Origin of the sequence: Streptomyces griseofuscus, assembly GCF_014673495.1 — a bacterium.
In the GTDB taxonomy this organism is placed as follows: Bacteria; Actinomycetota; Actinomycetes; order Streptomycetales; family Streptomycetaceae; genus Streptomyces; species Streptomyces murinus.
Genome location: NZ_CP051006.1, coordinates 828,113 through 841,109, shown reverse-complemented (window position 1 = coordinate 841,109; position 12,997 = coordinate 828,113). Strand labels below are relative to the sequence as shown.

General features: G+C 73.1%; 13 protein-coding genes. 5 read left to right on the top strand and 8 right to left on the bottom strand.

Annotation, left to right across the window (positions count from 1 at the left end; all coding sequences use genetic code 11):
- Window positions 1-6: 6 nt before the first annotated feature.
- Entirely contained in the window at window positions 7-1,584 is a 1,578-nt protein-coding gene (locus tag HEP81_RS03770) for a cytochrome P450 (protein WP_078967187.1), read from the bottom strand.
- A gap of 121 nt (window positions 1,585-1,705) precedes the next feature.
- On the opposite strand from HEP81_RS03770, the gene HEP81_RS03765 reads away from it, so the two are divergent.
- A complete protein-coding gene (locus HEP81_RS03765; RefSeq protein WP_037652404.1) occupies window positions 1,706-2,311 on the top strand; it encodes a TetR/AcrR family transcriptional regulator in 606 nt (201 codons plus the stop codon).
- A gap of 141 nt (window positions 2,312-2,452) precedes the next feature.
- Window positions 2,453-3,178 carry a DUF2470 domain-containing protein gene (locus HEP81_RS03760; RefSeq protein ID WP_037652406.1) on the top strand — a complete coding sequence of 242 codons (726 nt, stop codon included), beginning with the start codon at window positions 2,453-2,455 and terminating at the stop codon, window positions 3,176-3,178.
- Here HEP81_RS03760 and HEP81_RS03755 read toward each other — a convergent pair.
- The 3 genes from HEP81_RS03755 to HEP81_RS03745 form a co-directional block, all read right to left on the bottom strand.
- Window positions 3,146-4,339 carry a lactonase family protein gene (locus HEP81_RS03755; RefSeq protein ID WP_190275937.1) on the bottom strand — a complete coding sequence of 398 codons (1,194 nt, stop codon included), beginning with the start codon at window positions 4,337-4,339 and terminating at the stop codon, window positions 3,146-3,148. The genes HEP81_RS03760 and HEP81_RS03755 overlap by 33 nt on opposite strands.
- 88 nt (window positions 4,340-4,427) lie before the next feature.
- Window positions 4,428-5,678 (bottom strand): FUSC family protein, encoded by a 1,251-nt coding sequence (locus HEP81_RS03750; RefSeq protein WP_172624745.1) that lies wholly within the window; start codon window positions 5,676-5,678, stop codon window positions 4,428-4,430.
- A gap of 94 nt (window positions 5,679-5,772) precedes the next feature.
- The gene (locus HEP81_RS03745; RefSeq protein WP_037652408.1) at window positions 5,773-6,267 is read right to left on the bottom strand and encodes an FBP domain-containing protein; all 495 of its coding nucleotides are present in this window, start codon (window positions 6,265-6,267) and stop codon (window positions 5,773-5,775) included.
- Between the two features lie 83 nt (window positions 6,268-6,350).
- On the opposite strand from HEP81_RS03745, the gene HEP81_RS03740 reads away from it, so the two are divergent.
- Window positions 6,351-7,235 carry a DUF3626 domain-containing protein gene (locus HEP81_RS03740; RefSeq protein WP_037652409.1) on the top strand — a complete coding sequence of 295 codons (885 nt, stop codon included), beginning with the start codon at window positions 6,351-6,353 and terminating at the stop codon, window positions 7,233-7,235.
- Window positions 7,236-7,376: 141 nt separating this feature from the next.
- On the top strand, window positions 7,377-8,669 hold the full coding sequence (locus HEP81_RS03735) for an ROK family transcriptional regulator (protein WP_037652412.1): 1,293 nt from the start codon (window positions 7,377-7,379) through the stop codon (window positions 8,667-8,669).
- Between the two features lie 55 nt (window positions 8,670-8,724).
- Here HEP81_RS03735 and HEP81_RS03730 read toward each other — a convergent pair whose 3' ends face one another.
- The 3 genes from HEP81_RS03730 to HEP81_RS03720 all read right to left on the bottom strand — a co-directional run bounded on the left by HEP81_RS03730 (window position 8,725) and on the right by HEP81_RS03720 (window position 10,923).
- Window positions 8,725-9,477, bottom strand: coding sequence for a dienelactone hydrolase family protein (locus HEP81_RS03730; RefSeq protein WP_037652414.1), 753 nt, complete (start codon window positions 9,475-9,477; stop codon window positions 8,725-8,727).
- A 70-nt stretch (window positions 9,478-9,547) separates the two neighbouring features.
- Complete coding sequence (locus HEP81_RS03725) at window positions 9,548-9,841, bottom strand: hypothetical protein (protein ID WP_037652416.1); 294 nt, start codon at window positions 9,839-9,841, stop codon at window positions 9,548-9,550.
- 50 nt (window positions 9,842-9,891) lie between these two features.
- Window positions 9,892-10,923 (bottom strand): SDR family oxidoreductase, encoded by a 1,032-nt coding sequence (locus HEP81_RS03720; RefSeq protein ID WP_037652708.1) that lies wholly within the window; start codon window positions 10,921-10,923, stop codon window positions 9,892-9,894.
- A gap of 217 nt (window positions 10,924-11,140) precedes the next feature.
- Between HEP81_RS03720 and HEP81_RS03715 the strand changes: the two genes are divergently transcribed.
- On the top strand, window positions 11,141-12,034 hold the full coding sequence (locus HEP81_RS03715; RefSeq protein ID WP_063755207.1) for an alpha/beta fold hydrolase: 894 nt from the start codon (window positions 11,141-11,143) through the stop codon (window positions 12,032-12,034).
- A gap of 294 nt (window positions 12,035-12,328) precedes the next feature.
- Here HEP81_RS03715 and HEP81_RS03710 read toward each other — a convergent pair whose 3' ends face one another.
- The gene (locus HEP81_RS03710) at window positions 12,329-12,988 is read right to left on the bottom strand and encodes an HAD family hydrolase (protein ID WP_037652418.1); all 660 of its coding nucleotides are present in this window, start codon (window positions 12,986-12,988) and stop codon (window positions 12,329-12,331) included.
- Window positions 12,989-12,997 lie beyond the last annotated feature (9 nt).

Sequence of the window (12,997 nt, the reverse complement as noted above, 5' to 3'; positions counted from 1 at the left end):
CTCCCCTCAACCCCCGCTCTCCGCGCCCTCGTTCGCATGCGCCGGGCAGCAGCCCCCGGGAGTCCCGCCGTCCTCCCGCTCCGCCGCCGGGTCCGGCTCCGCTGATCGTCCGGGCAGCGGACGACGCGACAGCCGTAGCCGGAAGTCCTCCGGCAGCAAGGTCAGCCGTTCCGTCACCTTCAGCTGGTAGGCGGGGTCGGCGTGGAGGTGGTAGCGGCGCAGGAGGAGCGCGAGGACGAGGGTGGCCTCGTGGAGGGCGAACTGGCGGCCGATGCAGGCGCGCAGCCCCGTGCCGAAGGGCTTGAAGCTGTGCGGGGCGCGGGTGCGCACCGCCTGCGGGGTGAAGCGGTCCGGGTCGAAGTCCTCCGCGTTCTCGCCCCAGACCGCGGGGTCCCGGTGCAGCATGGGCGTGAGGACCAGCGCCCACGCGCCCCGGAGCATCGGATGCTCCCCGGCGAGCACCGTGTCCCCGCGGGCCTCACGGGCGAACGCGGGCGCGGTCGGCCACAGGCGGAGCGACTCGTCGAGCACCCGGCGCACATAGCGCAGCTTCGCCACCTGCTCGTAGCCGGGACGCCCGGTGCCACCCCAGACCCGGTCCACCTCGGCCCGCGCCCTCGCCGCGATGTCCGGGTGCCGGGCGAGGTAGTACAGGGCGAAGGAGAGCGCGCCCGAGGTGGTCTCGTGCCCGGCGACCAGGAAGGTGATGACCTGCCGCCGGACGTTCTGCGCGGACAGCTTCTCACCGGTCGAGGGATGCTCCGTGGCCAGCATCCGGTCCAGCAGATCCCCGTCACCGCCGCCCGACCCGCGCCGCTCCTCGACCAGGGCGTCGACCGTGCGGTTCAGATACGCCATGTCGGCCGCGTTGCGCCGGGCCGCGCCGCGCAGCAGCAGCGGGGCCAGCGGTCCGGGCACGGCGTTGAGCCGCTGGGCGTAGGTCAGCGTGCCGATCATCGCCGAGACGAAGGGATGCGGCCGGTCCCGCTCGAAGGAGCCGAAGTCGTGCCCGAACCCGGTCCGCGCGATCGTCTCCAGGGTCAGCTTGGTCATGTCCCCGGGCACGTCCACCGGGCGCCCCGCGGCCAGTTCCCGGTCCCAGCGGTCGGTCAGCCGCCCGGCGACCGCCAGCATCATCCCGTGGTAGCCCTCCATCGCGTCCCGGCTGAACCCGGGCACCAGGACGTCGTGCGCCAGCTGCCAGTTGGGCTCGTGGTTGTACGCGGTGAACAGCCCGTCCCCGGCGATCGGCCGGAGGTTGGCCACGCCCAGCCCGACATGCTTGGCGAACCGGGACTCGTCGGCGAGATCGGCGGCCGGCCCCGCCCCCCACACCAGCACGATCTCCTTGTTGAAGATCCGGCGCCGGAAGACGGGTCCCAGCTCGCGAGCGAGGCGCATCGAGTCCTGGACGGGCTTGCGCCGGTCGACGCCCACCACATCGCCGAGCAGCGGCAGCCGGCGCGGCGGATGCGGGACGCGGTCCAGTTCGGGCCACCCCAGCTCGGCACTCCGGAAGCCCTTCGGCAACCGCGAATCCCCGGTCACAGCCGTGGTCCGCGCGCTCTCCGTCGTCTGCGCCATGACGCCGATCTCCCTTGACCCGGCGGGCCGTCGAGCCCCCGGCGCACGCCTGTTGTACGTGGATTCAACAACGGCTTCAGTCTGGTCCGCTTGTTGAACCGACGTCAAGTAAAGTGACGCCATGCCCGCGAACCAGGGGGAGCGCGCCCGGCGCCGCCTCAGCACCGGCGAACGCCGTGAGCAACTGCTGACGGTCGGCGCGCGGCTGTTCTCGGAGAGCCCGTACGACGAGGTGTGGATCGAGCAGGTCGCCGATCTCGCCGGGGTCTCCCGGGGGCTGCTGTACCACTACTTCCCGACCAAGCGGGACTTCTTCGCGGCGGTCGTGGAGCGCGAGAGCGAGCGGATGCTGCGCATGACGGCGGCCGAGCCGGGCGTGCCGGCGCGTGAGCAGCTGACCGCGGGGCTCGACACCTACCTCGGCTACGTCGAGGCCCACGCCCATGGCTTCCGCGCCTTCCACCGCGCCGACGCCGCGGGCGACCAAGCCGTGCGCCGGGTCTATCGACGGGCCCTGGCCGCACAGGAGAAGCAGATCCTCGCCGCCCTCGCGGCCGACCCCGAGTTCGGGCCGGACTTCGAGGGTGCCCCGCATCTGCGCCTCGCCGTGCGCGGCTGGCTCGCCTTCACCACCGCCGTCTGCCTGGAGTGGCTGCGCGAGGGCGAGTTGAGCCGGGACCAGGTGCGCGACCTGTGCGCACGCGCGCTGCTCGGCGCCATCACCTGAGACTCGGACGAGTGGCCTGACCCCGATCGAGCCACATGTCACCCACATGGCGCAAACGTTCGGGTGCGAACCGGGGTGCCTGGTTGGCGCGCGCCTCGATCTCCGCTAAGTTAGGCAAGGCTTACCTAAGGAGGTCTCGAGATGGGTGACATCCAGGCATGGACGGCCGCCCCCGGCGCGGCGGAACAGGCGCGCTCGGTGCTCGCCGCCGCGTGGTCGTGCGCGGTGACCGCGGGCGGCGCCCGCGAGGAGTACGTCGGCGCGCACACCGTGACCGACGAGGGCGCGGTACTGCTGACCGTGCCCGAGGACAGCCCTCTGCACGGGGCGGGCCGCTGCCTCCCGCGCCAGGACTCCCGCGCCGTACTGGAGTTCGCCGACGTGGCCCCCGTGGCCGTACGCGACCGGATCCGCGCCCGGCTCTGGCTGGCCGGCCGCCTCACTCCGGCCGACGGCGCCTTGAACTTCCACCCCGCCCGGGTGGTGCTGCGGCGCTCCTGCGGTGCCGTACTCGTCGACCCGGACGAGTTCGCCACCGCCCGCCCCGACCCGCTGGCCGTCGCCGAGGCGGGGCTGCTCACCCATCTCGCCGAGGCCCACCCGGACGCCGTGGAGCGGCTCACCCGGTTGGTGCGGCCCGAGAGTCTGCACGCCGCGATCCGGGTGCTGCCGCTCGCCGTCGACCGGCACGGACTGACCCTGCGCATCGAACGCACCCGCGCCCACGGCGACGTACGCCTGCCCTTCCACACCCCCGCCGACGACCTCGGCCAGCTCACCGAGCGGGTGCACGCCCTGCTGGCGCAGGCGAGCGCCGCCGGCTGCCCGCGGGCGCTACAGCGGCAGCGCGCAGACGGCGACGGGTGACGCGAACGGCTCGCCCGCGGACCGCAGTTCGCCCCGGTCGGCGTCCACATGGAAGACGGTGACGGTGCCGGAGCGCTGGTTCGCCGCGAACAGCAGCCGGCCGTCCGGGGAGAAGGCGATCTGCCGGGGGAAGTCACCGCCCACCGGCACCGTGCCGAGCAGCCGCAGCCGGGCCCCGTCGGCCTCGACGGCGTACCTGGCCAGGCTGTTGTGACCGCGGTTGGCGAGGAAGGCGTACCGGCCGTCCGCCGTGACCAGCAGCTGCGCCGGGTAGTTGGTGACATCCCCGGTGGCGCCCGTGGACTGCGGCTCGCCGATGGTCAGCCGGCCGGTGGCGGGGTCGTACGCGCAGACCACGACCGTGTCGTCCACCTCGTTGGCCAGATAGGCGTGCCGCCCGCCCGGATGGAAGGTCAGATGACGCGGCCCCGCGCCCGGCCGGGTGTGCGCCTGGCTCACCTCGGTGAGCGTGCCCTTCGCGCTGTCGAGACGGTATGTGTAGACGGTGTCGGTGCCGAGGTCCACCGCCAGCAGATGGCGGCCGTCGGGGCCGGTGCGGAACTGGTGCGCGTGCGGCCCCTCCTGGCCCGGGCCGGGCTTCGGCGAGGTGTGCGTGACCAGGTCGGTGCGCTCGCCGAGAGCGCCCGAGCCGTCGATCGGATGCACGGCGACACTGCCCGAGGTGTAGTTGGCGCTGAGCAGCCACCGCCCGGACGGGTGCACCGACAGATGGCAGGGGCCCGCGCCGCCGGTGCTCCGCGTGCCGAGGACCTGCCGGTCGGCGAGCCGTACGGCCGTCACCCCGCCGTCCTGGCGCTCGTCCACGGCGTACAGGGTCCGGCCGTCCGGGTGGACGGCGAGATACGACGGGTCGGGGACCCCGGTGAGCGTCCCGGACCCGGTGATCAGGCCCGACTCCGGGTCGTACGAGGCGAGCCCGATGCCGGTGCCGCCGCCCGGCACGGAGGTGTACGTGCCCACGTACAGCGGGCGGGGCCCGTCCTCGCGGTCGGCGGGCCGGCGTCCCGTGGCGCCGGAGCGCGCGGGGTCCGGGGGAGGAGCGGCCGGGGCCGGCACCGCCACGACGGCGGCCGCGCCCGCGCCCATCCCGATGAATCCGCGTCTGCTCCAGCGGCCGTCCGTCCCTGCCCGCGTGCTCATCCGCCCACCTCAGGTCGTCCCGGTCGTGCACGGCCACCCTCGCCCGAGCCGGGCCCGAAGGGCAAGCCCGGCACCGGCCCGCGCCCGCTCACCGGGCACGGTCGCCGAATCCCGTACGGCGCCACAGCTCCTCCTGCACCCCGAGCCGCTCGCGCAGCCGGGTCATTCGGGGCAGCTTGGCGCGCTGTTCGCGCGAGACCCGGTCCAGCTCCTCCAGCAGACGGTGGGTGCGGTGCTCGGTGTCCAGCTCGTCGATGATCCGGGTGGTCTCGGTCAGTACGGCGCCCAGCAGCTGCCAGTTCGCCCAGTCGGCGCGGATCTCCTCCCGCAGCTGCTCGGCCAGCCGGTCCCGGGTGCCGGCCGCGGTGTGCAGCTCGGCCGTCAGCCGGGACTCCGCGGACTCGGCGTCCGCACTCAGATGGGCCGTCACCAGCACCGCGAAGCTGACCACCGCGTCGCCGATCTGCGACAGCAGCTCCGCCACGGTCGCCCCGACCCGGGGCGGGAACAGATAGTCGGACTCGCGGGCCTTCGCCAGGTCGGTGAAGGAGCGGGCCAGCACCCGCAGCACCACCGTGCAGATCTCCAGCGTGTCCAGACCGGTGCGCAGCACCACCCGGTGCAGCAGCCCCTCCTTGACCCGCGGATTGAGCCGCAGACTGTCCTCGGCCTGCCGCAGCGAGGCGTCCACCTCGGCGATGTACTGGTCCAGCCGGCGCGCCTCGTGAAGCCGCTCGGCCGCCCGCTCCCAGGGGATGCGGTCCGCGGCCTCCTCGCCCATCCGCAGCATCAACTGCCGCACCCGGCGCGCCAGGTTCTCGATCGACTCGCTCGCCTTGTCCACCCATACGGGCGGCGGCAGCAGCAGATTGCAGGCGGTGCCGACGACCGCGCCGATCAGTGTCTCCACGATCCGCGCCCAGGCGGTGAACCCGACCGTGGTCACCCCGAGCACCAGCATCGCGCTGATCGCCACCTCGGCGACATACTCGTCCACCCGCACCAGATGGCCGACGCCCAGCGAGGCCACGATCAGCAGCGCGAGGCTCCACCAGGTCAGGCCCACCAGCACACTGAAGGCGATGGCGACCAGGACGCCGGCCACCACCGCGTTCACCCGGCGGATGCCGTTGGTGAGGGTGGCGTAGAACGTCACCTGAACCACCAGCAGCGCGGTCAGCGGCGAGGTCAGCGGGGCCGGCTCCGGACTGAGCCGGAGCGCGATGACATAGGCGATCGTCGCCGCCGTGGCCGATCGCAGTGTCTGGACGACCACCGGCTCCCGGCGACGCTTCGCCAGGCGCAGCAGCCCCTCGGTCCCCATGCGTACCCAGTGCATCCCTTGGCCTGTTCCCGTTCCTCGGGTGCGTCGAACGTGGCTGTTCGAGGGGGGCCCGGGGTTGGGCCATCCGGCAGGGGTGGGGCCGGTGGACTCAGACGTACAGCTTGTCGAGGAACGCGGCCAGATTGCCCGTCGTCCGCGCGATCTGCTCCTCCACGGTCAGGCTCTCCTCGATCCGCATCCCCGTGTCGGGGGTCTTCTTGCCGCGCACATACAGCGAACACGCCAGGTCCGTGCACATGTACAGGCCGACCGAGTTGCCCTCGCGGCCCGCCGTGCCCGCCTTGCGCGCGGTCATCAGGGACACCCCGCCGCCGCGATGGGTGGTCAGACACAGGGAGCACATGCTGCGGTGCAGGAAGCCGCGCTGGGAGGAGGGGTAGCGCAGCGCGACGCCGACCAGCCGGCCCTCCCGCTCGGTGACCAGATAGCTGCGGTCGGGCGCGCCCGGATCCCGCCAGCCGAGGAAGTCCAGGTCCTCCCAGGGCCGTTCCTCCAGGTCCCGGGGCACCGCGAGCCGCTTGGCCTCACCCTTCGAGCAGTTCACGAAAGAGCTACGGATGTCCTGCTCGGTGAGCGGCTTCATGGAAAATCCTTCGTCGTACGTGCGCCGGACCCGGGAAGATGGGGCCCCTGACCAGCCTAGGTACCTCAGGGGAGGGCGGGCCAATGGATTTCCCGGACGGGCTTTCGACGCATGCCCTGCGCGCACTGCGCCATGTGGCCGCCCGCGCCTGCGGGCCCCCGCTCGCCCCCGGCCCGCGCATCACCCTCAACTTCCACCCGGACCGGCTCTCGGGCGGCCTGCCGATCCTCACCTCGCTCGCCCGGGACGGCGTCTACCATTCCCAGTTCGTCACCGGCACCAGCAACGGCGGGCTCACCGCGCACCGGGGCGGCGACCGGTGGCGCTGGGAAAGCCGGATCTTCGGGGGCGCCTACGACGATGCCGAGCCCGCGGCGCGGCCGGTGTACGGCGCGCTGGACTTCCGCCGCCAAGTGGTGGGCGCCGCCCCACGCTTCGGCTCCTCACACTTACGGCTCACCGCCCTGGCCACGGCCCGCGCGACCTTCTGCTACCCGGACAGCGCCGCCGAGCCCACGGACTTCGGCGTGGCCTCCGCGCTGGGCCTGATCACCCTCGCCGAGGCGGACGAACGGGACGCCCTCGACGACTACATCGAGAGCCATGTCCACGGGGGAGTGCTGCTCGCCCGGGACGTCGAGGCCCTGGTCCTGGACGCGAGCTACCGCGGCACCCCGGTGGAGGCGGCCGCCCGGCACCTCCCCTTCCCCCTGGAATGGCACCCCGGCTATGTCCTCACCACCGACCGCCTCCACCACCACGCCGGCTACCGGGGCCCGCGATACACCTCCCTCGGCACCCGCCTCGCCTCCGACGGCCTCCTGACCCCCCGCCACCTCGGCGACGCGGCCCGCACCGGCGACCATGACCTCCAGCATCTGAAGATGCTCTGGCACACCCTGGCCCGCTTCGGCGCGCCGGAGGGGGCGGGCACGGCGCGCTCCGAGCGGGTGTGCGCGACGGGCTGAGTCGGCGGTTCCGGCCCGGTGAGCGGAACTCACCGGGTTCTTGCTTAGCTCACAGCATGAACTAAGGGTTGGTGGAAAGTCGCGTTCCGGTCGCCCGAAGGAGTATGTTGCAGGTCGGGCATGGTTCGTGAAAGGAGCCGCATGGCAGGGCGGAACGGGCGCACGGTGCGTGACCTTCGGCGGGGCAACCGCACCGCCGTGTTGCAGCGGCTGTACTTCGACGGCCCGTTGAGCCGGTTCGAGCTGGGGCCGGCCACCGGTCTCAGCTCCGGGTCGGTCAGCAATGTGGTCGCCGATCTGGTCGCCGACGGGCTGGTCGAGGAGGCCGGCAGCGTCGACTCCGACGGCGGCCGGCCGCGCACGCTGCTGCGGGTCGCCCCGGACAGCGGACAGATGATCGGCGTCGACGTCGGCGAGACCCGGGTGAGGGTCGAGCTGTTCGACCTGGCCCTGAACGAACTCGCCCGCACCGAACGCCCGTTGACCGCCCAGCGGTACGACGCCGAGGTCATCGCCGGACATATCCGCGAGGGCGTCGCCGAGGTGCTGCAAGCCCAGGCGGCCGTGCCGGAGCGGCTGTTGGGCATCGGGGTCGGGGTCCCCGGCATCGTCGAGCACACCGCCGACCTGGGTGCCGTCGTCCATGGGCAGACCATCGGCTGGGACGCGGTCCCGCTGGAGCGGCTGCTCCGGGCCACCTCCGAACTGCCGCAGAGCGTGCGGTACTTCATCGACAACGGCGCCAAGACCCTGGGCCAGGCCGAGATGTGGTTCGGCGCGGGACGCGGTGCCCGAAACGCCGTCGTCGTGCTGTTCGGCTCCGGCGTCGGTGCCTGCCTGGTGACCCCCGAGGTGGAGCGCGGGCGGGCCGTCGAGTGGGGGCATCTGACGGTACGGGTGCGCGGGCGCCGCTGCCGCTGCGGCGCTCCGGGCTGCCTTGAGGCGTACGCGGGCGCCGAGTCGCTGCTCGCCCGCTGGTGCGAGGAGGGCGGCCGTCCACCGGCCGAGGCCGACGAGGAGACCGCGCTCACCGCCATGCTCGCGGCCGCCTACCCGGCGGACACCGGTGCGGCGGACCCGGTGGCGCTGGCCGTCCTGGAGGAGACCGCCGAGTACCTCGGGGCGGGCCTGTCCGATCTGATCAACCTCTTCCAGCCCGAGCGGATCATCGTCGGCGGCTGGGCCGGGCTCCAGCTCGGCACCCGGTTCCTGCCCGCCGTACGCCGGCATGCGACGACGTACGCGTTGCGGCATCCCGCCGACAAGGTCACCATCGAACTCGGCCGCCTCGGTCCGGACGCCGTGACCGTCGGCGCCGCGATCCTCCCCCTGGCCGACTTCTTCACCAGCGGCGGCCACCGCCCGGCCCCGGCCCCCGAGAGCCCGCTCCCCGCCTGGCGGACGGCGTTGCGGGAGCGGACTCCGGGCGCGTGACGGGCGCCTGACGCGCCTTCAGGAGCCCCTGATCCGGAGCCCTTGGTCCGGAGTCTCAGGACGCGGTGAGAGCGCGGCCGAGGAGCGGCAGCAGCCGGTCCCAGTGGCGCTGGAACGCGGCCGCGTCGAAGGCGTCGGTGTCCGACATGGTGAAGCCGTGGATGGTACCGGGGTAGACCTCGGTGCTGTGGCCGACGCCCGCGGCCTCGAACGCCTCGTCGATCGTGGCGATGGCCTCGGGCGTCATGTCCTTCTCGGCGAGGCCGAGATGCACCTCGGCGGTGAGGCGTCCCGGGATGAGCAGATGCGGGCTGTCGGCGTCGTCGGTGACGAGGAACCCGGGGTGGAACCCGGCGACCGCGGCCACCCGGTCCGGATGGGCCGTCGCGGTGCGCATGGCCAGGACGGCGCCCATGCAGTAGCCGATCGCGGCGACGGGCCCGGCGGCGACCTCGGGCCGGTCGGCCAGGAAGGCCAGGTAGGCGTCGGCGTCGCGCAGGACGCGTTCGGTGGTGTGCGCGTCGACCAGTGGCATCAGCTGGGCGATGACCTTGGGCCGGATCTCCTCGCCGATGTGCTCGGGCAGGTCGATCAGCGGCGCCGGGCCCTGCCGGTAGTAGACGTTGGGCACGAGCACGTAGTAACCGTGTCCGGCCAGTTCCCGGGCCATCTCCTCCAGTACCGGCCGCAGGCCGAAGGCGTCGGGGTACATCAACACGGCGGGGTGGGGCCGGTCGTCGTCGGGACGGGCGGCGAACGCGTCGGCGACGCCGTCCGGGGTGGGGATGCGCAGAGTCTCGGTGAGCATGATCGACCATCCTCGCCGTCGCCGCCGGACGCGCGCAAGGGAGATCAACCGTGCGGGGGACAGCGGACGTTCACGCGGGTGACTCGTCCGAGCCCGGGTGCTCGGGGTGAACCGTCGCGCTGCGCGGCGCGCCGCGGGGACCGGTACCGGCCTCGTCCGTGTCCGGCAGTTCGTCTCCGGGATCCCCGCCGTCCCTTCCGCCCCTTCGCTCCCTGTCGTCCCCGTCGCCCGGGTCTTCTCCGTCGTCCTTGTCCGGGGGCAGGTCCCACGGATCGTCGGACCGCGCCTGCTGGTCGGGCATGTCCCTGGGGACCGGGTCCGGCTCCGGTGCCCCGACGGGTTCCTGTGCGCGCTGTTCGGCCATGATGTCCTCGCCTTCCTCCCCTTGCCGTGCGGTCAGAGCGTTCTCGTGGATCAGCCCACCTTGCGGCCGCGCAGCGGCGCCGTGTCCAGCCCGCTGCCCCGCTGGAGTCCCTCCAGGAACTCCTCCAGCACCTCGGTCGCCGTCCACCGGGGCCGCCAGCCCAACTCCTGGTGCGCGCGCGTGCAGTCCATCAGCGGCAGCCGCAGTACCGCGTCGAACAGATGCGGGGACGCCGGCAGCAGCCGTAGGTTCCAGGCCGCCGCGACGGCCGAGCGTGCCGCCGTACGCGGGAGGCGTACCGGACGCGCGCCGAGCAGTTCGCCGAGGACCGCGGCGTCGAGTGGCGGGTCGGCCGCGAGATTGAAGGCGCCCCGGGCCGTCGCCGAGCGCACCGCGAGCCGGTAGGCCTCGGCGGCGTCGTCGGTGTGCAGCGCCTGGACGCGCAGACCGGGGACGTCCGGCAGGAGCGGCAGCAGCTCGGGCCGGGCCAGCGGTCCTGGCAGGAAGCGGCCGCCGAAGATCCGGCGCTGCTCGCTCGCCGACTCCCGCTTGAACAGGAAAGCGGGCCGCATCCGCACCACCCGTACCTCCGGATGGTCGCGTTCGAACACGTCCAGGGTGCGCTCCAGATACGCCTTCTCCCGGCAGTACGCGGCGTCCGGCCAGCCGTGCGTCGGCCAGGACTCGTCCACCGCGTGATCCTTGGGACCCGGTGAGTACGCGCCCACGGACGAGGCGTGCACCAGCACCGGCACCCCGGCCGCGGCGACCGCCTCGAACACCTGGATGCTGCCGAGCACATTGGTCCGCCAGGTGGCAGCCGGATCGTGGGTCGGCTGGAACGCCCATGCCAGATGGACCACCGCGTCCGCGCCCGCGAACCGCTCCGCGAGATCCGCCCGGTCCGACGCCAGATCGACCGCGGACCACTCGGTCCCCGGCGGCGACCACTGCGGCATCCGGCGCGCGAGGCCCCGTACCGAGGCGACCCCGGGATCCTGGGAGAGCAGGCGCACCACGCTCGTACCGACATTGCCGGTGGCTCCCGTGACCACCACCGTGCTCCCCGCTGAGCTGCTCACCATCGGCTCCTTCCGTCCTTCGGCGAAGGGTCCGCGACGACCGGCCGGGTACCCGGGCGGTCCGCCCGCACACGCGTACCGGGGACTCGGACACACGTGCTTGACGTGCCGGGTAATCGACCGCGCGGTCCGTTTTGGGCACCATCGGGATCATCGGCGGACCGCTGCCCCCCGCGCGCCCGCCGGTGCTCGCGCGCCGCATTCAGAGGAGACCCCCATGCCGTACTACGACAGCCCCGTCGACGGCACCCGGCTGCACTACGTCGACCACGGTCCCGCCTGCGGTGCCGTCGCCGTCTTCGTCGCCAGTGCCTATCTCGGCCATGAGATGTGGGAGCACCAGATGCTGCCGCTCGCCGAGGCCGGATACCGCTGTGTTGGCCTGGACCGGCGCGGTCACGGGCGCTCGGACGACGTCTGGTCGGGGTACGACCTCGACACCCTCGCCGATGACCTCCAGGGGCTTCTCGACCACCTCGACCTGCGCGAGGTCACCTTGATCGGGCACTCCGTCGGCACCGCCGAGGTGGTGCGCTGCCTGACCCGGCACGGCTCGTCCCGGGTGGCCGGGGCCGCGCTGGTCAGCGGGGTCAGCCCGGGCATCATCCGCTCAAAGCGGCTGCCCGACGGCCTGGATCCGGCGGTCGTACAGGCCGACGAGGAGTTCTTCCGGCGCGACCGGGCCGCATGGTTCACCCGTTTCGCGGACGCGTTCTTCGCCGTCACCAGCGCGGGAAACGAGGTCTCCGACGCCTGTACGCGCTATCTGATCGACCGCTGCCTGGTGGCCACGCCCCGCGCCGCCACCGGCGTACGGTCCGTGGTGACCGGCCTCGATCTCACCGCCGAGCTGCCCGCCGTGGACGTACCCGTGCTTGTCGTGCACGGCACCCATGACACCTCCGCGCCCCTGGCCCATACGGGTGAGCGGCTGGCCCGGCTGGTGCCGGGTGCCGTCCTGAAGGTGTACGAGAACGGCGGTCACGGCCTGTTCTTCACCCATGCGGAACGCCTCACCGCGGACCTGCGGGACTTCCTCGGCGCTGCCGGGGCCACGGCGGCCACCACCGGGATCTGCCGGATGCTCGCCGCGGCGGGGCTCGGCGGATGAGCAGCCCCCGGCTGGGGGCGAGCGATCGAGAAGGCCGACCGGGAGAACGTCCGGGGAAATGAGGAAGCCCCGGCCGTGACGGGGGGATTCACGGCCGGGGCGGTCTGAGAGTGGGTGCGGACGGCGGTCGCCTCTCGGCGAAAGGCTCCACAGGGCTTCAGCCGAACGATCGTCCCTGTGGGCAAAAGGTGAGGCCCGGGGACACTGTCCCGTCCGTACCCACGCCTGGTTCAACGGGCGGCCGGCATCCGCTGTTCCACCCCCGCCGGTGACCTGTGCCACACGGCGAAACGCTCAGGTCAGCGGGCTGTCGGCGAGGTGGGCGAGCAGATCGGCGGGGTCCGCGTAGACCTCCTCCGCTCCGGCCTGCACCAGATCGGCCCGGGGGATCCCGCCGCACAGCACGCCCAGGCACCGCACCCCGGCCCTGGTGCCCGCCCGCATGTCCCACACGGTGTCGCCGACGAACACCGCCCGCTCGGCCGGCACCCCGGCCAGCTCCAGCGCGTGCTCCACCGGCTCCGGGGCGGGTTTGCCCTCCTGTACGTCGTCGCTGCTCGCGGTGGCCTCGATCGCCTCGTCCGCGTCGATGGCCCGGCGCAGCGCGCCCAGCTCCGAGCCGCTCGCCGAGGTGGCGAGGACGACCGTCCAGCCGTCGTGGTGCAGCCTTCGCAGCAGCTCACCGGCGCCCGGCAGGGCGGGGAGTCGGTCGAAGTACTGCCCGTACAGCGCCTTGTGCGCCGCGCTGAGCTCCGCGTCCTGCCCGCGGTCGCGGTCCTCGCCCAGCAGATGCGCGATCAGGTCCGAGGAGCCGAGGCCGACGGCCCGGAGCACGGCGTGCATGGGCACGGTGTGACCGGCCTGCCGGAACGCCTCCCACCAGGTGACGACGTGCAGATGATTGGTGTCGACGAGGGTTCCGTCGACATCGAAGACTGCGGCGCGCGGCTCCATCCCGAAGAC